This window comes from Gammaproteobacteria bacterium, assembly GCA_016712635.1.
Classification (GTDB): domain Bacteria; phylum Pseudomonadota; class Gammaproteobacteria; order SZUA-140; family SZUA-140; genus JADJWH01.
On record JADJQS010000002.1, the window covers coordinates 12,044 to 33,549 of the forward strand.

The 21,506-nt window shown below is 64.3% G+C and carries 24 protein-coding genes and 1 pseudogene; 5 read left to right on the forward strand and 20 right to left on the reverse strand.

Translation table 11 applies throughout. The features are described 5' to 3' along the window. A complete protein-coding gene (locus IPK65_03165; protein ID MBK8162174.1) occupies window positions 1-753 on the forward strand; it encodes a DnaJ domain-containing protein in 753 nt (250 codons plus the stop codon). Between the two features lie 212 nt (window positions 754-965). Here the strand turns inward: IPK65_03165 and IPK65_03170 are convergent, their stop codons facing one another. The 10 genes from IPK65_03170 to IPK65_03215 form a co-directional block, all read right to left on the reverse strand. Then, on the reverse strand, window positions 966-2,327 hold the full coding sequence (locus IPK65_03170) for a GHKL domain-containing protein (GenBank protein MBK8162175.1): 1,362 nt from the start codon (window positions 2,325-2,327) through the stop codon (window positions 966-968). After that, window positions 2,324-3,007 (reverse strand): response regulator transcription factor, encoded by a 684-nt coding sequence (locus IPK65_03175; GenBank protein MBK8162176.1) that lies wholly within the window; start codon window positions 3,005-3,007, stop codon window positions 2,324-2,326. Before IPK65_03175 ends, IPK65_03170 begins: the two co-directional genes overlap by 4 nt. Window positions 3,008-3,120: 113 nt before the next feature. Continuing rightward, a complete protein-coding gene (locus IPK65_03180; protein MBK8162177.1) occupies window positions 3,121-3,468 on the reverse strand; it encodes a c-type cytochrome in 348 nt (115 codons plus the stop codon). Window positions 3,469-3,623: 155 nt separating this feature from the next. Continuing rightward, complete coding sequence (gene rlmD, locus IPK65_03185) at window positions 3,624-4,973, reverse strand: 23S rRNA (uracil(1939)-C(5))-methyltransferase RlmD (GenBank protein ID MBK8162178.1); 1,350 nt, start codon at window positions 4,971-4,973, stop codon at window positions 3,624-3,626. A gap of 58 nt (window positions 4,974-5,031) precedes the next feature. Further along, window positions 5,032-5,325 carry a DUF503 domain-containing protein gene (locus tag IPK65_03190; GenBank protein MBK8162179.1) on the reverse strand — a complete coding sequence of 98 codons (294 nt, stop codon included), beginning with the start codon at window positions 5,323-5,325 and terminating at the stop codon, window positions 5,032-5,034. A 103-nt stretch (window positions 5,326-5,428) separates the two neighbouring features. Continuing rightward, entirely contained in the window at window positions 5,429-5,890 is a 462-nt protein-coding gene (locus IPK65_03195; GenBank protein ID MBK8162180.1) for a CopD family protein, read from the reverse strand. Between the two features lie 10 nt (window positions 5,891-5,900). Then, window positions 5,901-6,587: an acireductone synthase gene (gene mtnC / locus IPK65_03200; GenBank protein MBK8162181.1), complete on the reverse strand. Its 687-nt coding sequence runs from the start codon at window positions 6,585-6,587 to the stop codon at window positions 5,901-5,903. Beyond that, window positions 6,584-7,141, reverse strand: coding sequence for a cupin (locus IPK65_03205; protein MBK8162182.1), 558 nt, complete (start codon window positions 7,139-7,141; stop codon window positions 6,584-6,586). The genes mtnC and IPK65_03205 overlap by 4 nt, the downstream gene beginning before the upstream one ends. After that, window positions 7,138-7,761 carry a methylthioribulose 1-phosphate dehydratase gene (locus IPK65_03210; protein MBK8162183.1) on the reverse strand — a complete coding sequence of 208 codons (624 nt, stop codon included), beginning with the start codon at window positions 7,759-7,761 and terminating at the stop codon, window positions 7,138-7,140. The genes IPK65_03205 and IPK65_03210 overlap by 4 nt, the downstream gene beginning before the upstream one ends. Before the next feature lie 94 nt (window positions 7,762-7,855). Beyond that, the gene (locus tag IPK65_03215) at window positions 7,856-8,143 is read right to left on the reverse strand and encodes an Rdx family protein (protein MBK8162184.1); all 288 of its coding nucleotides are present in this window, start codon (window positions 8,141-8,143) and stop codon (window positions 7,856-7,858) included. Window positions 8,144-8,230: 87 nt separating this feature from the next. Here IPK65_03215 and IPK65_03220 point away from each other — a divergent pair, with 87 nt between their 5' ends. Then, window positions 8,231-9,046, forward strand: a complete 816-nt coding sequence (locus IPK65_03220; GenBank protein MBK8162185.1) for a 1-acyl-sn-glycerol-3-phosphate acyltransferase — start codon at window positions 8,231-8,233, stop codon at window positions 9,044-9,046. On the opposite strand, the gene IPK65_03225 is transcribed toward IPK65_03220, so the two are convergent. The 6 genes from IPK65_03225 to IPK65_03250 all read right to left on the reverse strand — a co-directional run bounded on the left by IPK65_03225 (window position 9,047) and on the right by IPK65_03250 (window position 14,803). After that, window positions 9,047-9,556, reverse strand: coding sequence for an NUDIX hydrolase (locus tag IPK65_03225; protein MBK8162186.1), 510 nt, complete (start codon window positions 9,554-9,556; stop codon window positions 9,047-9,049). Then, window positions 9,553-10,785, reverse strand: a complete 1,233-nt coding sequence (locus IPK65_03230) for an alpha/beta fold hydrolase (GenBank protein MBK8162187.1) — start codon at window positions 10,783-10,785, stop codon at window positions 9,553-9,555. Before IPK65_03230 ends, IPK65_03225 begins: the two co-directional genes overlap by 4 nt. Window positions 10,786-11,053: 268 nt before the next feature. Then, window positions 11,054-12,424 (reverse strand): adenylosuccinate lyase, encoded by a 1,371-nt coding sequence (gene purB, locus IPK65_03235; GenBank protein MBK8162188.1) that lies wholly within the window; start codon window positions 12,422-12,424, stop codon window positions 11,054-11,056. Between the two features lie 20 nt (window positions 12,425-12,444). After that, window positions 12,445-13,065, reverse strand: coding sequence for a high frequency lysogenization protein HflD (gene hflD, locus IPK65_03240; protein MBK8162189.1), 621 nt, complete (start codon window positions 13,063-13,065; stop codon window positions 12,445-12,447). A gap of 57 nt (window positions 13,066-13,122) precedes the next feature. Then, window positions 13,123-14,271, reverse strand: a complete 1,149-nt coding sequence (gene mnmA / locus IPK65_03245; protein ID MBK8162190.1) for a tRNA 2-thiouridine(34) synthase MnmA — start codon at window positions 14,269-14,271, stop codon at window positions 13,123-13,125. An 82-nt stretch (window positions 14,272-14,353) separates the two neighbouring features. After that, window positions 14,354-14,803: an NUDIX hydrolase gene (locus IPK65_03250; GenBank protein MBK8162191.1), complete on the reverse strand. Its 450-nt coding sequence runs from the start codon at window positions 14,801-14,803 to the stop codon at window positions 14,354-14,356. A 107-nt stretch (window positions 14,804-14,910) separates the two neighbouring features. Here IPK65_03250 and icd point away from each other — a divergent pair, with 107 nt between their 5' ends. Next, window positions 14,911-16,167, forward strand: a complete 1,257-nt coding sequence (gene icd / locus IPK65_03255) for an NADP-dependent isocitrate dehydrogenase (GenBank protein ID MBK8162192.1) — start codon at window positions 14,911-14,913, stop codon at window positions 16,165-16,167. Window positions 16,168-16,204: 37 nt separating this feature from the next. On the opposite strand, the gene IPK65_03260 is transcribed toward icd, so the two are convergent. After that, window positions 16,205-16,417, reverse strand: a complete 213-nt coding sequence (locus IPK65_03260) for a cold-shock protein (protein ID MBK8162193.1) — start codon at window positions 16,415-16,417, stop codon at window positions 16,205-16,207. Window positions 16,418-17,090: 673 nt separating this feature from the next. Here IPK65_03260 and clpS point away from each other — a divergent pair. After that, the gene (gene clpS, locus IPK65_03265) at window positions 17,091-17,414 is read left to right on the forward strand and encodes an ATP-dependent Clp protease adapter ClpS (GenBank protein ID MBK8162194.1); all 324 of its coding nucleotides are present in this window, start codon (window positions 17,091-17,093) and stop codon (window positions 17,412-17,414) included. A 32-nt stretch (window positions 17,415-17,446) separates the two neighbouring features. Further along, a pseudogene (gene clpA, locus IPK65_03270) lies at window positions 17,447-19,709 on the forward strand (ATP-dependent Clp protease ATP-binding subunit ClpA). Window positions 19,710-19,712: 3 nt separating this feature from the next. Here the strand turns inward: clpA and infA are convergent. From infA to IPK65_03285, 3 genes are all read right to left on the reverse strand, one after another. Next, a complete protein-coding gene (gene infA / locus IPK65_03275) occupies window positions 19,713-19,931 on the reverse strand; it encodes a translation initiation factor IF-1 (protein ID MBK8162195.1) in 219 nt (72 codons plus the stop codon). A 112-nt stretch (window positions 19,932-20,043) separates the two neighbouring features. After that, window positions 20,044-20,775, reverse strand: coding sequence for an arginyltransferase (locus IPK65_03280; GenBank protein MBK8162196.1), 732 nt, complete (start codon window positions 20,773-20,775; stop codon window positions 20,044-20,046). Then, on the reverse strand, window positions 20,756-21,502 hold the full coding sequence (locus IPK65_03285; protein MBK8162197.1) for a leucyl/phenylalanyl-tRNA--protein transferase: 747 nt from the start codon (window positions 21,500-21,502) through the stop codon (window positions 20,756-20,758). Before IPK65_03285 ends, IPK65_03280 begins: the two co-directional genes overlap by 20 nt. Window positions 21,503-21,506 lie beyond the last annotated feature (4 nt).

The following is a 21,506-nucleotide window of genomic DNA, read 5'->3' on the forward strand; positions in this document are numbered from 1 at the left end:
ATGCTGTTGAAGCTGCTCGCCGCCGCGGCGTTCCTCTTCCTGATACTCTTCGCGATCCGCTGGTTCGCGCGCACGTCTCCGCAGGATGCCCGCCGCATGCTGCGCCGCCTGCCGTTTTATCTCGGCGCGGGCCTGCTGATCCTGCTCGCCGCGCGCGGCCATCTGAACTGGCTGTTCGCCGCGATCGGCGCCGCAATAGCATTCCTGCCGCGCCTGCTCCCCATGCTGCAATACATCCCTGTCGTGAAGCGGCTCTATCAGCGTTACCAGACAGGGCGCGCTGCCGGCGCCGGTTCGCAGGCGGGCCAGTCATCGCAGGTGGAGAGCCGCTACGTGCGCATGAGCCTGAATCACGCCAGCGGCGAGATCGACGGCATCGTCCTGACGGGTGGACTGAAGGGCAGGCGTCTGAGCGAGCTGTCGCTGGCCCAGGCAGTCGAACTGTGGCGAGAATGCCGAACCCAGGACGAGGAATCCGCCCGCCTGATCCAGGCCTACCTCGACCGCGTGCATGGCGAGGCCTGGCATGCGCAGGCCGGCGCCGATTCCGCGGGCGCCGGAGGCGCAGCCTCCGCAGGCGCCATGACCCGCGGCGAGGCCTACGAGATCCTCGGTCTGGAGTCCGGCGCCAGCGACCAGGAAATCATCACCGCGCACCGCCGCCTGATGCAGAAGTTCCACCCCGACCGCGGCGGGTCGGATTACCTGGCCGCCAGGATCAATCAGGCGAAGGACGTGCTCCTGGGGAAGTGAGGCGTGAGGCGTGAGGCGTGAGGCGTGAGGCGTGAGGCGTGAGGCGTGAGGCGTGAGGCGTGAGGCGTGAGGCGTGAGGCGTGAGGCGTGAGGCGTGAGGCGTGAGGCGTGAGGCGTGAGGCAGAAAAGCCTGCCGGACTGGCTTTTCCTGTCAAGCATATTGTGGATTAAATTCCTGGTTCTTTTTCTCCTCACACCTAACGCCTCACGCCTCACATATTTACCCTGACTTCCGCCCCGCCCAGCGACTTGCCGCGCGCGAGCTCGACCGAGCCGCCATAGACCCGCGCAATATCGCGCACCACCGCAAGCCCGATGCCATGGCCTTCGCGCGCCGTGTCCGCGCGCGCGCCGCGCTCGAACAGGCGGTCGCCGATGGCCTCCGGCATCCCGGGCCCGTCATCTTCGACGCGGAGTGTGATATCGCACGCATCACCCGATCCGGCGGTGACCGGACCTGCCGTCAGTCTCACCTCGTGCCGGCACCATTTGTAGGCGTTGTCGAGCAGGTTTCCGAGAATCTCCATCAGGTCGCCCTCGTCGCCATGGAAGTGCAGCTCAGGGTCGATATCTAGACTGCAATGCACCTGCTTGTCGCGGTAGGCCTTGGCAAGCGCGTCGGCCACCTTGCGCGCGACGACGGCGACCGGTACGGCGGCCTCCATCACGCTGCGACCGGAGGTGGAGGCGCGGCGCAGCTGGTAATCGACGATCTCCGCCATGCGGTCGACCTGGGCGCGCACCGCGATATCCAGGTCCTGCGGCGCGGAATGGGCCTCGGTCGCCCCGCGCAGCACTGCAAGCGGGGTCTTCAGGCTGTGCGCCAGATCGTCGAGCGCGTGGCGGTAACGCTCGCGCCGCTCGCGTTCCCGGCGCACCAGCGTGTTCAGATTGGTGGTGAGGCCCAGCAGTTCGCGCGGATAATCCGCGTCGAGCTCGACCTTCCGGCCATCCTCGATGGCGGCGAGGTCCGCGGCGACGCGCCGCAACGGCGACAAGCCCCAGCGCAGGACCGCCCCCTGCACCGCCAGCAGGACGACGGCGACGATGCCGAGCGCCCCCCACAGGGTGCGGCGGTAACCGCGGATCTGGGCGTTGAAATCCCTCAGGTCCTCGGCGACGTTCACGGTGTAGACGCGTTCGCGCGGCGTATCGCCGCTCCAGGCGACGCCGGTATTGAAACTGAGCAACTCGGCGCCACCCGGAAGCGTCAGCGGCGCGAATGCGCGCTGGGTACGCTCGAAGCCGGCGGGAAACGGCGGCTCCACCGCGAAACTCGAGGGCGAGCGCCAGAGATAGCGCCCGTCATTGCGCACAATGCGCGCGTAGATACGCGAGTCAAGCCTGAAGAAACGTTCATCAGCGATGGTCGGGTGCGCCAGCAGCACCGCGCCTCCCGCATCGAGCTCCGCGGCGGCGATGAGCGAATAGGCGTAGGACTGCAGTCGTTCCTGCAATGCGCTGCGCGCCGTGGCGTAAAACACCTTGTCCAGCACCAGGCCGGTGACGCCGAAGAACGCGGCGAGCACCGCGCTCGCGGCGAGGAAGAGGCGGAGATTGAGCGACAGGGTCATGCGGAGTCCGGCTTCAGCGCGAATCGGTAACCCTGGCCGCGGACGGTGTCGATCGGGTGATGGCGCTCGGCCGGATCGAGCTTGCGGCGCAGGCGCCCGATGAAGACCTCGATCACATTGCTGTCGCGGTCGGAATCCTGGTCGTAGAGATGTTCAGTGAGTTCCGTCTTGGAGAGTACCGCGCCCGGGCGCAGCATGAGCTGCTCCAGGACGCGGTACTCAAAGGTCGTGAGCTCGACCGGCACGCCCTCCACCGTGACCGTTCTGGCCGCCGTGTCGAGCCGGATCGGCCCGCACGCCAGAACGGGTTTCGTCCAGCCGGCACTGCGCCGCACCAGCGCCTTGAGGCGCGCCAGCAGTTCCTCGACGTGAAACGGCTTTACCAGGTAATCGTCCGCCCCGGACTCCAGCCCCTCGACCTTGTCCTGCCAGCGCCCGCGTGCGGTCAGGATCAGGATCGGAAACTTCCTCTGATCGGCGCGCAGGCGGCGGATCAGCTCGATGCCGGTGAGCTTCGGCAGGCCGAGGTCCACCACCGCCACGTCGAAAGGATATTCGCGGCCGAGGTAGAGTCCCTCCTCCCCGTCCGCCGCAGCGTCGACTGCCCAGCCGTCCTCGTGCAGGCGGTCGGACAGTTGCCGGCGCAGGTCGGCCTCGTCCTCGACAACCAGTACCCTCATGCCATCGCTCACCCTCACGCCAACCTCGGGAGACGATAGCATAAAGCTACGGCTTTCCTACAGGCGGCCGGCACCGCGCCCGGTCAATAGGCGCGGCGCCGGAGCCGGCATGCCTAGAGGGACAGCACGAAATCCACCAAGGCCGCGATGTTCTCATCCGTCACGCGCGGGCTGTAGGGGGGCATCGGCACGCCGCCAGTCACCTCGGTCCAGTTGCCCTTGCCGCCGCTCTTGACCTTGGCTATCAGATCGGCGCGCGCCGCGGCATTGCCCTTGTAGCGCGCGGCGACGTCCTGCCACGCCGGGCCGACCACCTTCTTCTCGATGCTGTGACAGGCGAGACAGCCGCTCTGCTGCGCCAGCGCCAGGCCCTCGTCCCTGCCCATCGCCGCCGGTGCCTGGACCGATACGATGGTCGCCGCCGCGGCGATTACGCCTAGGATCAGGTGTCGTGTTTTCATGGTTTGCCTCCTCGTTGTGAACTGGCTTCCCGCCGTGTCGCGGCCTCTCCTCCCTGGCCTTGGAAGGAAGCATAGCGACCGTTGGCTGAACGGGAGCTGAACGGGAAGGCATTACGGATCAGGTATGGGGACAGACTCAAGTCTGTCCCCATTCTCTAATATTCAAACACCGCGATGGACTCGACATGGCTGGTGTGCGGGAACATGTCCATCACGCCGGCCAGGGTCATACGGTAGCCGCGCGAGTTCACCAGGTATTCGCTGTCGCGCGCCAGTGTGGCGGGATTGCACGAGACGTAGACCAGCCGCCGCACACCGGCCTCCGGCAGGTGCTTGAGCACTTCGATCGCCCCGCTGCGCGGCGGGTCGATGAGGAGCTTGTCGAAACGCGCGCCGGACCAGAAATCCCGCGCCTGTGCCTCGTCGTACAGATCCACCTGGCGGAATTCAGCATTGGCGATGGCATTGCGCGCGGCGTTTTCGCGTGCGCCGAGCACCAGTCTGCGCTCGGCCTCGACCCCGACCACCTGCCCGGCGCGGCGCGCGAGCGGCAGCGTGAAATTGCCCAGCCCGCAGAACAGGTCGACGACCCGCTCCGCCGGCTGCGGGTCCAGCAGGTGCACGGCCTGCGCCACCATCCGGCGGTTGATCCCGGCGTTCACCTGGATGAAATCGGTCGGCCGGAAATGGATGGTGACGTCGAATTCCGCCAGGCGGTAACTGAGTGGTTGCGGATCGGCCGGCTCCAGAGGCGCGACACTCTCCGGTCCCTGCGGCTGGAGGTAGACCCGCACGCCGTTGTCGCGTCCGAAGGCGGAGAGGCGCGCGAGATCCGCCGGGCTGAACGGTTCGAGATGGCGGAACACCAGCGCCGCCTCGTCGTCGCCGCAGGCCGCCTCGACCTGCGGGATGCGGTCGTTGCGTGACAGTCCGCCGATGAGCCCGACCAGAGCCGGCAGCAGACGGGCGACGCGCTCATCGAGCGTGCGGCAGTCGAGCAGCGGTGTCAGGTAGGAACTGCGCCGCTCGCGGAAGCCGATGATGATGCCGCCCTTCTTCGGCACGTTGCGCACGCCGAGGCGCGCGCTGCGCCGGTAGCCCCAGACCGGGCCGGTCAGAGGCGCCAGCCAGCCCTCCGGTTCAACGCCGCCGAACTGGCGCAGCTTGTCGCGCAGGATGCGTTCCTTTTCGACGATCTGCGCCGAGGCGTCCAGATGCTGCAGGCTGCATCCGCCGCAGACGCCGAAATGGCCGCAGGCAGGCGTCACCCGCTGCCCCGAGGGCTCGACGACCTCCACCAGCTCGCCCTGGTCAAGGTTGCGCTTGCCCTTGAGCACGCGGTATTTGACCAGTTCGCCCGGCAGGGCACCGTCGATGAATGTCACCTTTCCATCTACACGCGCCACCCCTCGACCGTCGTCGTTGAGGGCATCGACGCGCGCCAGGCGCGGCTCCGCGTCGATGCCGGCCTGGGGGGCCCGCCGTGAGAATCCACGTCTGCTCATCTGCTGGTCGCTTGTAGTTTCCAGGTTCCCGTGCAGCGAGCTGCCGCAGCAGGCTGCGTTACAGCCATTCCAGCCTGGCGTTCAACAGCTGGATGTCGGCGATATCGCCGATCATGCGGTTGATCGCGCTGGAGCCTTGCTCGAGATGCCGGGGATCGTTCCCGAGCAGCGCGACGCCGATCAGCGCACGCTGCCATTCCTCCAGATAGTCGATCTCGGCCACAGCCGCGTTGAAGCGACCCCGCACCCGATCCTTCAGGCTCTTGATCACCCTGCGTTTCGCCTTGAGTGACTGCGAGAACGGTATCATCAGGTCGAACGTCAGCAGAACGACATGGGCGGTGGCGGACATGTTTGGCTACCTTGCTGGATGTAAACATGGACGATGCTGCGGGCCGGGTGACGAGTGATGGGCCGGCATGAGGCCATGATCACCCATCACGCTGTTCTCCGTCTCAGACCATGAACCGCCCACCGGCGGTGCCGGTCAGCAGCAGCAGGCCGAGCAGCAGGTTGAGGCCGACGAGCTTCCGGATCGTGGCGAGCGCCTTGCCGCCGGCAGACCAGTCCGACACCGCGACCGCCGCGCGCAGGCGCCGATACGGCGCGAAGTAGACATGAAAATAGACAAGCACCATGGCAGTGCCGAGCGCCAGCATCAGGTGCACGAAGGGCGGGCTGCCGCCGATGCCGCCGAAGAGCCGGTAGCTCAGGAACAGGCCGGTCGCCGGCAGGATGATGACGGCGGCCCATACCCAGGGAAAGAAGCGTGCAAACACGCCGTCCCACAGTGTCAGGCGCTGCGGCGGATCGAGGCGGCTTGCCGCAACCGGCCGCAGGATCATATAGGCGAAGAACATCCCCCCGATCCACACGACCGCCGAGAGGAGATGCAGAACCAGCGCAATCGAAGTCATGGCAGAATCCTCATATCCCCTCCAGTGTTATGTGTCCGAAGTCCCTTGCCTGCCGGTGCGCCGAACCCCGCTCGAGGTCGCCTTCCCGCACCAGCTGGCAGGTCTGCATGCCCGCCCCCTGCGCGGCGTCGAGCTCGGCGACGATGTCGGAGAGGAACACGACCGCCTGCGGCGCAGTCCCGATCTGCGCGGCAATGCGCTCGTAGGAGGCGGTCTCGGCCTTGGCGCCGATGCGGGTGTCGAAATAGCCGCTGAACAGTGGCGTCAGGTCTCCGAAGGCGGTGTGTGCGAACAGCAGCTTCTGGGCGTGCACCGAGCCGGAGGAATAGACGTAGAGACTCATGCCTCTCTGATGCCAGGCGCGCAGTGCGGCCACGGCATCCTCGTATATATGTCCGGTGAAATCCCCGGCCTCATAGCCGGCCTGCCAGATCAGGCCCTGCAGCGCCTTCAGCGGCGTGACCTTGCGGTCACGGTCGATCCACTCGATGAGCTGCGCAACGACCGCGTCGATGCTGGCCCCGGGGGCGTTCATCTCGCTGCGCGCCTCGTCGAGCAGAGCGGCAACCTGTGCCTCGCCGGCGTGCTCGCGCACGAAGCGTCCGATGTTGCGCCGGGCGTAGGGAAACAGCACGTCCTTGACGAAGGAGAGCGACGAGGTCGTCCCTTCGATGTCCGTCAGCACAGCGCGGGTCATGCGGCGGCGCGCACCAGATTGTCGAAGGTCGGGAAACGCTGCGCGATGTCGCTGCCGGTGAAGTTGCCCACCCAGCCCTCCGGCCTGGTGAAGAAGCGGATGCACTTGAAATCCGGCGCCGTGCCCATGTCGAACCAGTGGCGGGTGCCGGCCGGCACGCTGATCAGGTCGCCCTGCTCGCACAGGATGGCGTGCACCTTGTCGGCCGCATGCAGGTAGAAGATACCCTTGCCCTCGACGAAGAAGCGCACCTCGAAATCATCATGGGTGTGCTCGTTGAGGAACTTGCCGCGCATCGCCGCACGGTCGGGGTGGTCGGGCCGCAGGCTGACCACGTCCACGCTGGTAAAGCCGTATTCGGCGTTGAGCCGCTCGACCTGTGACTTATAGGCCGCGAGCACCTCGTCCTGGGTCGCGGCAGGTGTCAGAGACCGGCCGGCCTCCCAGCGTTCGAACGCAACGCCGATCTCCCGCAGGCGGGATGCGATATCCGCGTGCCGGCTGTGCCGCTCGAGTTCACGCGCCTGTTCGTCGTAGATCCTCAGTATGCTCATCGGGCGGTTAACCTCCTCGTCTCCAGTTCGCATTGAAACAGAAATTCAAAGGCCTCGAGGTGGCGCAGGGTCTCGGCCACGGAAGCCCCCCATGTGTACAGCCCGTGCCCGGCGATGAGGTATCCCGGTACCGGGTCGTTGCTGTCCAGAAAGGTTGCGACGCGCGCCGCCAGGCGCGTCATGTCCTGGTCGTTGGCGAACACCGGGACGCGCAGCGTCGTCTCGTGCGTATCGATGCCGGCGAAGGCCTTCATCACCTCGAGCTCGGTGAGAACGAGTTCATCCTGTGCCAGGCGCGACAGCACGGTGCTGCCGATCGAATGGGTGTGAAACACGGCCCGGATCGCCGGATCGCGCCGGTAGAGCTGGACGTGCAGCAGGGTCTCCGCCGACGGACGCTTGTCCTCCAGCGGCCGCCCCTGCAGGTCGACGCGCATGATGCGGCCCGCCGTCAGCTCTCCCTTGTGGGCGCCCGACACCGTGATCGCCACCTCGCCGTTGTCCAGGCGCACGGAAAAATTCCCGCTCGTCGCCGGCACCCAGCCGCGCACCGCGGCGGCATGACCAACCCGGACCAGCTCGGCGGCGGCTGCCTCAAAACTGTATGTCACGCTGCTCATCCCGCATCCTAGTCAGGCGCCCATCATAGCGTAGATTGCGCATGCTTGAGTAGTTCGGCGCAATCCCGCAACCGCAGCTTCCGCCGGGTGAAAACTAGGGATTTTCCGCGGATGTCCCATGACCGAAGCGCTTGTCGCTGCCGAGTGCCCGCGCCAGCCGTTCACGGAGCTCCCGCATCTCTGGAAAGCGTCCCTCCTCCTTATTCGAGAACAGCGGCGCCTCATCCATGCTCACGGCGAATATTCCGCCCCCGCCCGGCCTCAGGACCACTTCGGCGAGCTCGTCCTCGAAAGTCTTCAGCAGCTCCTGCGCGACCCAGGCGGCGCGCAGCATGAAACCGCAGCGCGCGCAGTATTCCACCACAACTCTAGGTTTGTTCACCCCGTCACCTCGTCGGCCGACAATACGGTCATTATAATAGCGTGCGCCGGCCCGCCGGCGGACCAGGCACGCACAAGGAGCCGGCGCATGACGTTTCCAGGAGACAAGACCAGCGTGGGAATGGACCAGGATCGCCCCTCGGGCGGCCTGTTATACGGGCTCTACGCCCATGCGGCGTTCTGGGGTACCGCGGTGTTCATCTGGCTGGCGGCGCTGGTGCTGCCCTCCACCGGAATGCGCTGGCGTCTGATGCGGCGCGCAATCGGCGTGCTGGCTAAGGTGACCGGGATACGCGTGCGCGTCCACGGGCTACACCACCTCCCCGCGCAGGAACAGCGCTGTATCCTGGTCGCCAACCACTCCAGCTACCTCGACAATCCGCTGCTGATCCATGCGCTGCCGCGCAGCTTCAGCTTCGTCGCCAAGGCGGAACTGCGCGCCAACCCGGCCGTTCACCTGTTCCTGCGCCGCATCGGCACTGAATTTATCGAGCGCCGCAATGCGCGTATTGCGACCCGGGACCTGCGCGCCCTGTCGGCGCTCTCACGCCAGGGCAGATCACTGCTGTTCTTTCCCGAAGGGACCATCCGCCGCGACGCGGGCCTGCTGCCGTTTCGCATGGGCGCCTTCATCACCGCGGCGGGCGAAGATATCCCCGTCGTGCCGGTCGCGATCAAAGGCAGCCGCTCACTGTTCGCGGACGGGGACCGGTGGCCGCGCCGGGGCGAGGTCAACATCACCGTCGGCCGCCCGCTGCATCCGCGCGACTTCGGCGCCGGCGCAGGGGACACGCGCCAGACGGCCCAGGCGCTGCGCGATGCGGCGCGCGCGGCGATTCTGGAATACTGCGGTGAAACTCCCGCGCAGGTACATGCGGGCCGGGCAGCGCCTTCTGCGCGATGATCAGTAAATGTCGAGCGCGGCGGCCGCCCGGAACAGGGCAAGCGCGGACTTGGCGTCGGAGATCGCACCGCTGCGGGCGCGTTCCACCGCGTCATGCAGCGATACCCAGTGCAGCTCGAATATCTCGGACGGATGCGGTGTCGCCGGCACCGGCGAAAGCTCGCGCGCCAGATATAAATGGACGCGTTCAGTGAACACCCCCGGCGAGCTGACCATGCTGCCGAGTTCCACCCAGCGCCCGGCGGCCAGACCGGCCTCTTCCGCCAATTCACGCCGCGCGGTCTCGAGCGGTGGCTCGTCATCATCGATCTTGCCCGCCGGGAGCTCCCACAGCCATGCACCGAGCACGGGGCGGTACTGTCGCAACAGGCAGACCTGCATGCGTTCGTCCAGCGCCACCACCGCGGCACCGCCCGGGTGGCGCACGATCTCCAGTTCGAGACTGCTGCCGTTCGGGAGCTCGACGGTCTCCACTTCGACCTCGATGATGCGGCCCTGAAAGATCTTCATGACGGCTCCGGTTCTCCGGGCCGCGTCTCTATCACGACGTGATCCTGCAGTGTTCTGTGGACCGGACAGCGGTCAGCGATCTCGAACAGGCGCTGGCGCTGTCCGGCGTCCAGTCCGCCTGTGAACTCAATCTCGCGCACGACACGGTCGATCCGGCGCTGTGCGTCCGGACAATCGGCGCAGTCGCTCGCGTGGACCTTCTCGTGACGCAGACGGACGGTGGCCGCCTCCAGCGGCCAGCCTTTGTGGTCCGCATACATGCGCAGCGTGATGCAGGTGCAGGCGCCGAGTGAGGCGGCCAGCAGTTCATAGGGGGTCGGACCGTGGCCCTCCCCGCCGGAGGTCGGTGGTTCGTCCGCCAGCAGGCGATGGCCTCCGGCTGTGATTTCCGTCCGATATGACCGCGTACCGATGGAGGCGGTCACCGCTCCCGCCTCCCGCGTCGCAGCCGCGACGACGCCGGTTTCAGGCGCGAAATACCGTGCGGACCACGCGGCGATCATCTGCCCGGCGTAACGCGCATCCGCCTCGTGCGAAAGCAGATGATCGGCGCTGTCGAGTGCGATGAAGCTCTTCGGGTGCCGCGCCGCTTCGAAAATGCGTCCGGCATTCTCGATTGCCACGGTCTCGTCGTCCGGGGCGTGCAGGATCAGGAGCGCGGCGTCCAGATCGCGGACCGCCTCCGCCATGCGGCGCCCGCGCAGGTCTTGCAGCAGCTGCCGCGTGATGCGGTACGTCTTGCCGCCGATCCGGGACTCGGCCTCACCTTCCCTGTCAATTTTATCTTCTACATCACTGAAATGATGAAATATATGTCTGGGCTCAAACGGGGCGTTTATGGTCGCGACCGCGCGCGCACAGGGCAGTTCCGGGGCCGCCGCGAGCATCACAGTACCGCCCAGCGAATGCCCGATCAACAGGGCGGGAGGACGATATGACTCGGCGAGGAAACCTGCCGCCGCGATCACGTCGGCGACGCTGGTGCTGAAATTGCTGTCCTCGAAGCTGCCGTCGCTCTCCCCCAGGCCGGTGAAATCCAGGCAGAGCACGGCGATACCGTGCTCCGTGAGGGCGCGCGACACCTGGCGGATGTATTTGTAGTCCTTGTTGCAGGTGAAACAGTGGCTGAACACGGCATATGCCGCGGGCACGCGTGCGTCCGGTTGGTCCAGACGCGCCCCCAGCTCGATCCCGAGAGAATTTGTGAAGCGCAGCCGCACCGACTTCATGTGCGCGCCTCGAACGGCCCGGTGTTCATCGCGGACCACGCCTTACCGGCGCGGGCTGAATCGAAAGGCAAAAAAAAACCCGGACCGCATGGGGAGGGAGCGCGCGTGTCCGGGTGCGTGGGTTATCCGGTGGCATGACTTTGGAGGAGGAGGAAAGAAAGCCGCATCGCCACCCTCTCAACCCAGCACAGTCCATTATCCATACCTCCAGCCGGGCAACTGTGAACCGCATCACAGACGCGTCCTCCGGACGGATGCGCAACGCCGTTCAGATGCTCTTCGCCTGTTTTTCGGCGAAACCGATGTAGCGCTCCGGAGTCAGCTCGAGCAGTCTTCGCTTCGCCGCATCGGGTATCTCCAGGCCCTGGATGAAGGCCTGAATGGTGGCGCGGTCCACCCGGCGGCCGCGGGTCAGATCCTTCAGCTTCTCGTAGGAGTCCTGGATACCGTGGCGCCGCATCACGGTCTGGATCGGTTCGGCAAGGAGTTCCCAGGCGTCCGCCAGATCGCCGGAGATGCGCGCCTCGTCCACGGAGAGTTTTGCCATGCCCTTCAAACAGGCCTGGAAGGCGATCACCGCATGCGCGATGCCGACCCCGAGATTACGCAGCACAGTCGAATCGGTCAGGTCACGCTGCCAGCGCGATACGGGCAGCTTCTCCGTCAGATGGCCGAAGATCGCATTGGCGACGCCCAGGTTGCCCTCCGCATTCTCGAAATCGATCGGGTTTACCTTGTGCGGCATGGTGGAGGAACCCACCTCGCCGGCCACGGCTTTCTGCCTGAAATACCCCAGCGAGATGTAGCCCCAGATGTCGCGGCAGAATCCGATCAGCACCGTATTGAAACGCGCGATGGCGTCGAAGTACTCCGCCATGTAATCGTGCGGCTCGATCTGGGTGGTGTACGGATTCCAGTCGAGCTCGAGCTCCCCGACGATGAAATCGCGCGCGACCTTAGGCCAGTCCACCTCGGGATACGCGACGAGGTGCGTGTTGTAATTGCCGGTTGCGCCGTTCATCTTGCCGAGCAGCGGTACGCTGATCAGGTGTTCGCGCTGGCGCTTCAGCCGCGCCGCGAAATTTGCCATCTCCTTGCCCAGCGTGGTCGGGGTAGCCGGCTGGCCGTGGGTACGCGACAGCATCGCGCACGCTGCGTGGCGATGGGCGAGCGCCACCACGTTATCTAAGACCTCGTCCATGAGCGGCAGGATCACCGCTGTGCGCGCCTCGCGCAGCATCAGCGCATAGGCCAGGTTGTTGATGTCCTCGGAGGTGCAGGCAAAATGGAAAAACTCGCGCACCTTCTCCAGCTCTGCGTTGCCGGCGACCTTCTCCTTGAGGAAATACTCGACCGCCTTGACGTCATGGTTGGTGGTGCGCTCGATGTTCTTCACGCGTTGCGCATCGTCGAGGGTGAATTTCTCGATGCAGCCTTCCAGCAGCTGATTGGACTTGTCGCTGAACGGGGCGATCTCCGCGATGTCGGTCCGCTTGGAGAGCGCCTGCAGCCAGCGGATCTCCACCATGACGCGGTAGCGGATCAGCCCGTATTCGCTGAAGACCTGCCGCAGGTCATTGACCTTTTCGCCGTAGCGGCCGTCTATGGGTGAAATTGCGGTTAACGTAGTCAGTTCCATTGGACGCTCGCTTCTTCCTCTTAAACGATGAGTCGGTCCGCCACTTGAGCGATCTGGCGGCGCCTGAACATGAGTTGCAGGCGACTGCCGCCGTTCTGACGCCACAATACCGCGGAACGGATCGCAGCCAGCAGCAGCGCGCGCACCTTGTTGGCGTTGCCCGGGTCGTTCAGGTGCCCCTGGCTGCCGCTGACGATGATGCGGGGCGTCAGTGTGCTTATGGTGTTCACGTACAGATCGGCGATGCCGGCAACGACACTATCATGCGTGTGCGAGGAAAAATACCCGGCCTGCGCGCGAACCCGTTCCACGCCGTCGCGCAGCCGCTGCAGCATGGGCGCGTCGTGCGCCAGTTTGCGCTCCAGGTGCAGCACCGCGACGACATACTTGGTGATCTCGAAATCGCGCTTGCTGCCCGGCCCGCCAAGCTGGGCGGCCACCAGCTGCAACCCGGCACGCAGGCCGGCCCTGCCGCCGTAGACGGATTCGGTATCCGGCGGGTCCAGCTCGAATATGCTCCGCATGCAGACCTCGAATGGCGCGGGCTCCACCGCACCGCGGTGTGCGATTTCCCGCACCAGATGGGTCGCCAGAAACACCCCGCCCAGCGCCAGCGTCGCATTCTCCATGGAATTTGCCATGTTCCGGTGCCGCCCCTCAGCTTCGGCTTAACATGTGGCTGCGCCGCAGCAATCTCATCAAACGAGCCCGCTTACACGGGCCATGTCCGCCCGGGCAAACGCCGGCTCGGTCGCGTCGATCACCCCTCCTCCGAGGCAGCGATCTCCGTCATACAGCACCACGTACTGTCCGGGGGTCACCGCGCGCTGCGGCTGATCGAACAGCACGTGACAATGCCTCGTATCAGGATCGATTTCGACAACACAGGGCTGATCGCCCTGGCGATAGCGGGTCTTCGCGCGGCACCGGTACGGCAGCCGCACCGGCGCCTGTCCGGTGATCCAGTGAAACCGTTCCACGCTGAGCGACCGGCTGTACAGGGACGGATGATCGTGGCCCTGCGCCACCACCAGCGTGTTGTCCCGCTGATCCTTCGCCACGACGTACCATGCCTCGCCGCTCCCGTCGGCGCTGCCGCCGATACCGAGCCCCTTGCGTTGTCCGAGAGTATAGAACATGAGTCCCTCGTGCTCTCCAATCTGACGACCATCCAGCGAGCGGATCTCTCCCCGCCGGGCCGGCAGGTAGCGGCCGAGAAACTCCCTGAACCGGCGCTCACCGATGAAACAGATCCCCGTGCTGTCCTTTTTCGCGTGGTTGGCGAAACCGGCGGTCCGGGCGATGCGGCGCACCTCGCTCTTGAGCATGCCGCCGAGCGGGAACACGGCACGGGAAAGCTGTTCCTGCGTCAATGCATGCAGGAAATAACTCTGGTCCTTGTCCGGATCGCGCCCCTTGAGAAGATAGAAAATACCGTCCCGCTCTTCGACCCGGGCATAGTGCCCGGTGGCAATCCGTTCCGCACCGGACGCCAGGGCATGATCGAGGAATACGCGGAACTTGATCTCGCTGTTGCACAGGATGTCCGGATTCGGCGTGCGCCCCGCCTGGTATTCCCGCAGGAAATAGCTGAACACACGTTCGCGGTAAGCATTGGCAAAATTGACGGCATCGAGCTCGATGCCGAGCCGGTCGCACACTTCCAGCGCATCGCGCACGTCGCGCTCGGCCGGGCATTCACCGCCAGGGTCTGATTCTTCCCAGTTCTTCATGAACAGACCGCTGATCGTCGCGTGTCCTTGCTGTTGCAGCAACAGCGCCGCCACGGAGGAATCCACTCCCCCGGACATCCCGACGACGACCCTGGAACACCCCGGTTTTTTCATGAAAATAGAACTGTGATTCAGTTGATTAAAACAGTCTCTTCACAACGGATCGATGACCTGGATGTATCCCCGGACGCTTCGATCAGGCGGCGTCCAGACACACGAGCAGGTCAAGCGGGTAACATTTTCCCGCCATAAAATCATCGATGCACTTCAAGACCATCGGGCTGCGCAGCGCATCGCCTCGGGCGGCCACTTCAGCCCGCGTCAGCCACATCACGGCGCGGATGCCGTCGTCCGGTTCGAGCGCCGGGTCATGGTCCAGGGCGTTGCAGGCGAAGGCGACGCGGAGAAAGCTCCGTGCACTGGGCGAGGTCCACTGATGGATACCCACCACGGCGGTCGGACGGATCCGCCATCCGGTCTCTTCACGCGTCTCGCGTACCACGGCATCAAGCAGGCTCTCGCCCCGCTCCAGATGTCCGGCCGGCTGGTTGTAGACGATACGATTCTCCGCTTCCTCCTCAACAATCAGGAAGCGTCCCTCATGCTCGACAACGGCCGCGACGGTGACGTGGGGTTTCCATCTCATGTCGTGATTCACCGGAGCGCGGAGCCTCCGCGCGCTTCAGGTTTCGCACCTCTTGCTGTTAGTATTAGCATAGCATTTCTTCTTCAACCGCATGAGTGAGAGTATAAATGACCTATCAGCACGTCGAAATCCCCGCCGCCGGCAGCAGGATCACCCTTAACAAGGATCTTTCACTCAATGTCCCGGACCGCCCGGTCATACCCTTCATCGAGGGCGACGGGATCGGCGTGGACATCACGCCGGTGATGCGCGACGTCGTCGATGCCGCCGTCCGCAAGGCCTACGGCGGCCGGCGTTCGATCGTCTGGATGGAGATCTACGCGGGCGAAAAATGCACCCGCGTCTACGGCAAGGACACCTGGCTGGCCGGGGAGACCCTGGAAGCGATCCGCGATTTCCTGATCGCGATCAAGGGCCCGCTGACCACTCCCGTCGGCGGCGGCATACGATCGCTCAACGTCGCACTGCGCCAGGAACTCGACCTCTACGTCTGCCTGCGCCCCGTGCGCTACTTCTCCGGCACGCCGAGCCCGCTGAGACACCCGGAAAAGACCGACATGGTGATCTTCCGCGAAAACGCCGAGGACATCTACGCCGGCATCGAATGGGAGGCCGGCTCGCCGGAAGTGCGCAAGGTCATCCAGTTCCTGCAGCAGGAAATGGGCGTGAAAAAAATCCGTTTCCCGGGCAGCTCGGGCATCGGGATCAAACCCGTATCACAGGAGGGTACCGCCCGCCTCGTGCGCAAGGCGATTCGTTACGCCGTCGACAATAACCGGGAATCGGTGACCCTCGTGCACAAGGGTAATATCATGAAATACACCGAGGGCGCCTTCAAGAACTGGGGGTACGAGATCGCGCGGAAGGAATTCGGGGCGACGGAGATCGACGGCGGCCCGTGGTGCCGCTTCAGCAATCCCGTCACCGGCAAGCCGATCGTGGTCAAGGACGTGATCGCAGACGCCTTCCTGCAGCAGATCCTGCTGCGCCCCGAGGATTACAGCGTCATCGCGACGCTGAACCTCAACGGAGACTACATCTCGGATGCCCTCGCCGCCCAGGTGGGAGGGATCGGCATGGCGCCGGGGGCGAATCTGTCCGATTCCGTCGCCCTGTTCGAGGCCACCCATGGGACAGCCCCGAAGTACGCAGGCCAGGACAAGGTGAATCCCGGGTCGCTGATCCTGTCCGGAGAGATGCTGTTGCGGCATTTGGGGTGGACCGAGGCCGCCGACCTGATCATCAAGGGCATCATGGGGGCAATTTCGGCAAAGCAGGTCACGTACGACCTCGAACGCCTGATGTCAGGTGCGACCCTCGTAAGCTGTTCCGGTTTCGGCAAGGCCATCGTCAACCGGATGTGAACCGCCACGGCGGCCGGACGGGCCGCCTCCCGGCGCTTCAGCCCTCCGGGCTGAGGCGGATCTTTTCGGCAAACAGCCCCTTGGGGCCATTCGAGATATCAAATTCCACCTTCTGGCCCTGCTTGAGGCTTTTATAGCCTTCCATCTCGATCGCCGAGAAGTGGGCAAACACGTCGTCGCCCCCGCCGTCGGGTGAAACGAATCCAAACCCCTTGGCATTGTTGAACCATTTCACGATACCTGTGGTCATTTTACCTGCCACCTCTTCGAGTTATGCGCAGTAAAACACCGCCTGCTATTGTTGTGCGAATAGCATCAGGAAATATCGGGACTGCTGGATATGGAAACACGCTGACACGGCAGGATCCCCAGTATCCACACCGTACGGGATTACGATTGCCTCGCTCAAGGAATGCACGCGGGAAACGACGCCGTCACCCCCGAACATACTCTCCCCTCTCGATGCCACCTTGACACATTGATAATAGGTCAAACACCCACTATCGCGCTTCACTTTGCGTAAGTTTGATCGACGAGTCAAGATCCGTCAGCGGAGTGGCGCGTCCGGACCCGGCACCGGCCTGGCGTCCGTCGCCCGGGAGCCGTCTCGGAGGCGAAGCCGGTGTCGGCTCAACCGCGACACGCGCGCACCCGGCAATCATGCGGCCGCCCCTTTAATCCGCTCGCGCTGCCCCAATCATAAATGGCATGGACAGCACAGAATCAACCCGCCCCGCGTTTGGCAAGCATTTTGCACTTTAACTCCGGAGCCTAAACATTTCCCTAAATCTTGACGCTATACTTGGTACGCACAGAACAGCTCGGCCAGCGCCGGCAAGTCGGCTTGAGATCGGACAATGACGGTGTGTTACTCTTTGGCCAATAAAGAATTTTGTCATTGACTAGGATATAATTGGTGCGTCATGAAACAGACTAAGCAGCGTCATACCACCAGCGACAGCCTGGCCCTCCAGGAGGCCAAGCCCAAGCTCAAGCGCCCGCCTTTGTACAAGGTCATCCTGCTGAATGACGACTACACCCCGATGGATTTCGTCATTCAGGTGCTGCAGAAATTCTTTGCCATGAACCATGAGAAAGCGACGCAGATCATGCTCCATGTTCACACCCGGGGGATGGGCGTGTGCGGGATCTTCAACCGCGACATCGCGGAAACGAAGGTGGCGATGGTCAACCAGTTCGCACGGGAAAACCAGCACCCGCTCAAGTGCACGATGGAAAAGGTCTAACACGATCCGACTACAATGATCAGGTGGTGATGATGCTAAGCAAGGACGTTGAATATACGCTGAACGTCGCCTTCCAGGAGGCTCGCGACAAGAATCATGAGTTCATCACCGTCGAGCACCTGCTGCTCGCCCTGCTGGAAAATCCCTCGGCGGTGGCCATACTGCGCTCCTGCGGGGCGGACCTCGACAGCCTCAAGCACGACCTGACCGTCTTCCTCGAGGAAACCACCCCCATCCTGCAGGACGACGGACGCGACACGCAGCCCACGCTCGGCTTCCAGCGCGTGTTGCAGCGTGCGGTATTCCATGTGCAATCGTCCGGCAAGCGCGAAGTCGGCGCGGCCAATCTGCTGGTGGCGATCTTCGGCGAACAGGATTCGCAGGCGGTCTACTGCCTGAACACGCAGAACATCACGCGACTCGACATCGTCAACTACATCTCCCACGGCATCACCAAGGCCGAGGGGGAGGAAGAGAGCGAAGGCATGCTGTCGACCGACAGCGAGACGGAGGCCGAAAGCCCGGCGCGCAGCCCGCTCGACAACTACGCGACCAACCTGAACCAGCGCGCCCGCATGGGGATGATCGACCCCCTCATCGGCCGCGAGCAGGAACTGCAGCGCATGATCCAGGTGCTGTGCCGCCGCCGCAAGAACAATCCCCTGCTGGTCGGCGAGGCCGGCGTGGGCAAGACCGCCATCGCGGAGGGTCTGGCCAAGAAGATCATCGACGGTGACATCCCGGACGTACTGGCCCAGAGCACGGTGTATTCACTCGACATGGGCGCCTTGCTCGCCGGCACCAAGTACCGCGGCGACTTCGAGAAGCGCCTCAAGGGCATCCTGGCCCAGTTGCGCAAGGAACCCGGCGCCATCCTCTTCATCGACGAGATCCATACCATCATCGGAGCGGGCTCCACCTCGGGCGGCGTGATGGACGCCTCCAACCTGATCAAACCGATGCTCTCGTCTGGCGAGCTGCGCTGCATCGGGTCGACCACCTACCAGGAATACCGCACCATCTTCGAAAAGGACCGTGCGCTGGCGCGCCGCTTCCAGAAGATCGACGTCACCGAACCGAGCGTGGACGAGACCTACAGGATCCTGCAGGGCCTGAAGGCGCGTTTCGAGCAGCACCACAAGGTCAAGTATTCCCGTGAGGCACTGCGCACGGCCTGCGAGCTCGCCGCGCGCTACATCAACGATCGCCACCTTCCCGACAAGGCGATCGACGTCATCGATGAGGCCGGCGCCTACCAGCGCCTGCTGCCTCCGTCCAAGCGCAAGAAGACCATCGGGGTCAAGGAAGTCGAGGCCATCGTCGCCAAGATCGCGCGCATCCCGGCGAAGACGGTGTCGAACTCCGACAAGGACAAGCTGCGCACCCTGGACCGCGACCTCAAGATGGTCGTGTTCGGCCAGGATGAAGCCATCGAGACGCTGGCCAATTCGATCAAAATGGCGCGTTCCGGCCTCGGCAACGAAGAGAAGCCGATCGGCTCCTTCCTGTTCGCCGGTCCGACCGGCGTCGGCAAGACCGAGGTGACGCGCCAGCTGGCCAAGATCGCTCGGCATTGAACTGCTCCGCTTCGACATGTCGGAGTACATGGAGCGCCACACGGTGTCACGCCTGATCGGCGCCCCGCCCGGTTATGTCGGCTTCGACCAGGGCGGCCTGTTGACCGAGGGCATCACCAAGCACCCGCACGCGGTGCTGCTGCTGGACGAGGTCGAGAAGGCGCACCCGGACGTGTTCAACCTGCTGCTGCAGGTGATGGACCATGGCACGCTCACGGACAACAACGGCAGGAAGGCCGACTTCCGCAACGTCATCATCGTGATGACGACCAACGCCGGCGCCGAACAGGCCAGCCGCGCGTCAATCGGCTTCACCCAGCAGGACCATTCCACCGATGCGATGGAGGTCATCAAACGCGGTTTCTCGCCCGAATTCCGCAACCGGCTCGACGGCATCATCCAGTTCAAGCCGCTGTCGCCGCAGACCATCAGTCACGTGGTGGACAAGTTCCTGATCGAGCTGGAGCACCAGCTGGAGGAGAAAAAAGTCTCGCTGCGCATCGACGACAGCGTACGCGAATGGCTGGCGGTGCACGGTTTCGATCCCAAGATGGGCGCCCGCCCGATGGCGCGCACGATCCAGGAATTCATCAAGCGTCCGCTGGCGGAAGAATTGCTGTTCGGCCGCCTGTCCAAGGGCGGACGCGTGTGCATCAGCGTCGCGCAGGACAAGCTGGAGTTCGAGGTCGAAAGCGTCGAAGAGCCGGTGGAAAGCTGAGTCTTACTTGGCGCGGAACGAGATCCGTCCCTTGGTCAGGTCATAGGGCGTCAGCTGCACGGTGACCTTGTCACCGGTGAGTATCCGGATGTAATGCTTGCGCATCTTGCCCGATATATGGGCAGTCACCACATGCCCGTTGTCCAGCTGAACGCGGAACATGGTGTTCGGCAGGGTCTCGATCACCGTGCCTTCCATTTCAATGTGTTCTTCTTTTGCCATACACTCCTAAAGGGTCGTGGATTCCACGCCAAAGTAAAGCGGTCGGGGCCGCGGATAAGTTAACCTTTATACCGCCCCTGTCAAGTACCTGACTGGGATATCTGCGCCGGGATTACCCGGCAGGGTCGTCGCACCGCCGCCAATGTCCGTCAAGCAGCAGCTCATAGGGACGGTAGGCGACTTTATAACTCATTTTGCGGCAATCTTCGATCCAATAGCCAAGATAAAGCCATTTCTTCCCCAGGCTGCGCGCCGCCTCGATCTGCCACAACACCGCGTATACCCCCAGGCTGCGCCTGGCCTGCGCGGTATCGAAGTAGGTATAGACGGCGGACAGCCCGTCCGCCAGCACGTCCGTGACCGCGACGGCCACGCAGTGACCGGAATCGATGAATTCGATCAGCCGCGTCTCGATCCCCTGCCCGGAGATGAATCCCAGGTAACCGTCCGGCGTCGTCTCCTCCATCCCGCCATTGGGATGCCTGCCTTCGATGTAACGGCAATAGAGTGCATAGTGCTCCGCATCGAAGCCGGGCGGACGTTCCCGCACCAGCAGATCGCTGTTGCGGGACCAGATCCTGCGCTGGGTGCGCTGAGGCCGGAAAGCATCGACCGCAACGCGCAGCGGTACACAGGCCGCGCAGGCGGGACAGGCGGGACGGTAGACGCGATTTCCGCTGCGCCGGAAACCCAGTGGCGCCAGCCGGCTGTACAGCCGCGTCCCGACCGCCAGGCCGGGATCGACCACGACATTGACCGCCTGCCGGCCGGGCAGGTAACCGCAATCATGCACAGCGGTCAGAAAAAAAGCGACTGCCTCGTCCTTACCGCCCGGTGAGGCCATGGTCATCCGGGTGCGGCCCCGAAGGGGCGGCGTGATCAAAACACCAGGGAACTCGCGGTCCCTCGCGGACACACTCGCTCAGCAGCCCGTTGAACTCCGCCCGCGATATCTCGGCCGCGCCGAAGCGCCTCAGATGGTCGGTGGTCATCTGACAGTCGATCATGGTGAAACCCCAGCGTTGCAACTGCCGCACCAGCTGCACGAAGGCGACCTTGGAGGCGTCCCGGCGCCGGAAAAACATCGATTCACCGAAGAAGACCCCGCCGAGCGCGACGCCGTAAAGACCGCCCGCCAGCTCCCCCTCGAACCAGGCCTCGACCGAGTGCGCGTGGCCGAGATCGTGCAGCCGCGTGTACGCATCCACCATGTCCTCGGTGATCCAGGTACCGCCGTCAGCGCAGCGCGGCTCGGCGCAGGCGCGGATGACCGCCGCGAAATCCTGGTCGAAGGTCACCGCATACACGCCCTGCCGGATGAGCTTGTCCAGACTGCGTGAGACCGCCAGCCGTTCCGGGAACAGCACCATGCGCGGGTCGGGCGACCACCACAAGATCGGCTGACCAGGACTGAACCATGGGAATACTCCCCCCCGGTAGGCCTCGAGCAGCCAGTCGGGATCGAGACAACCGCCGATCGCGAGCAGGCCGTTCGGCTCCTCAAGGGCGCGCTCCACCGCGGGGAACCGGTCCGCCACGGCATAAGGATCCAGCAGTACGGGAAACCGCATCGTC

Coding starts and splice junctions, on each gene's coding strand:
- icd (MBK8162192.1), top strand. CDS start 14,911: ATGACCTATCAGCACGTCGAAATCCCCGCCGCCGGCAGCAGGATCACC.
- IPK65_03250 (MBK8162191.1), bottom strand. CDS start 14,803: ATGAGATGGAAACCCCACGTCACCGTCGCGGCCGTTGTCGAGCATGAG.
- IPK65_03180 (MBK8162177.1), bottom strand. CDS start 3,468: ATGAAAACACGACACCTGATCCTAGGCGTAATCGCCGCGGCGGCGACC.
- hflD (MBK8162189.1), bottom strand. CDS start 13,065: ATGGCAAATTCCATGGAGAATGCGACGCTGGCGCTGGGCGGGGTGTTT.
- IPK65_03210 (MBK8162183.1), bottom strand. CDS start 7,761: ATGAGCAGCGTGACATACAGTTTTGAGGCAGCCGCCGCCGAGCTGGTC.
- mnmA (MBK8162190.1), bottom strand. CDS start 14,271: ATGAAAAAACCGGGGTGTTCCAGGGTCGTCGTCGGGATGTCCGGGGGA.
- IPK65_03225 (MBK8162186.1), bottom strand. CDS start 9,556: ATGAAGATCTTTCAGGGCCGCATCATCGAGGTCGAAGTGGAGACCGTC.
- rlmD (MBK8162178.1), bottom strand. CDS start 4,973: ATGAGCAGACGTGGATTCTCACGGCGGGCCCCCCAGGCCGGCATCGAC.
- IPK65_03280 (MBK8162196.1), bottom strand. CDS start 20,775: ATGGCCTCACCGGGCGGTAAGGACGAGGCAGTCGCTTTTTTTCTGACC.
- IPK65_03170 (MBK8162175.1), bottom strand. CDS start 2,327: ATGACCCTGTCGCTCAATCTCCGCCTCTTCCTCGCCGCGAGCGCGGTG.
- IPK65_03230 (MBK8162187.1), bottom strand. CDS start 10,785: ATGAAGTCGGTGCGGCTGCGCTTCACAAATTCTCTCGGGATCGAGCTG.
- IPK65_03260 (MBK8162193.1), bottom strand. CDS start 16,417: ATGACCACAGGTATCGTGAAATGGTTCAACAATGCCAAGGGGTTTGGA.
- IPK65_03190 (MBK8162179.1), bottom strand. CDS start 5,325: ATGTCCGCCACCGCCCATGTCGTTCTGCTGACGTTCGACCTGATGATA.
- IPK65_03220 (MBK8162185.1), top strand. CDS start 8,231: ATGACGTTTCCAGGAGACAAGACCAGCGTGGGAATGGACCAGGATCGC.
- mtnC (MBK8162181.1), bottom strand. CDS start 6,587: ATGACCCGCGCTGTGCTGACGGACATCGAAGGGACGACCTCGTCGCTC.
- IPK65_03165 (MBK8162174.1), top strand. CDS start 1: ATGCTGTTGAAGCTGCTCGCCGCCGCGGCGTTCCTCTTCCTGATACTC.
- IPK65_03205 (MBK8162182.1), bottom strand. CDS start 7,141: ATGAGCATACTGAGGATCTACGACGAACAGGCGCGTGAACTCGAGCGG.
- infA (MBK8162195.1), bottom strand. CDS start 19,931: ATGGCAAAAGAAGAACACATTGAAATGGAAGGCACGGTGATCGAGACC.
- IPK65_03285 (MBK8162197.1), bottom strand. CDS start 21,502: ATGCGGTTTCCCGTACTGCTGGATCCTTATGCCGTGGCGGACCGGTTC.
- purB (MBK8162188.1), bottom strand. CDS start 12,424: ATGGAACTGACTACGTTAACCGCAATTTCACCCATAGACGGCCGCTAC.
- clpS (MBK8162194.1), top strand. CDS start 17,091: ATGAAACAGACTAAGCAGCGTCATACCACCAGCGACAGCCTGGCCCTC.
- IPK65_03175 (MBK8162176.1), bottom strand. CDS start 3,007: ATGAGGGTACTGGTTGTCGAGGACGAGGCCGACCTGCGCCGGCAACTG.
- IPK65_03195 (MBK8162180.1), bottom strand. CDS start 5,890: ATGACTTCGATTGCGCTGGTTCTGCATCTCCTCTCGGCGGTCGTGTGG.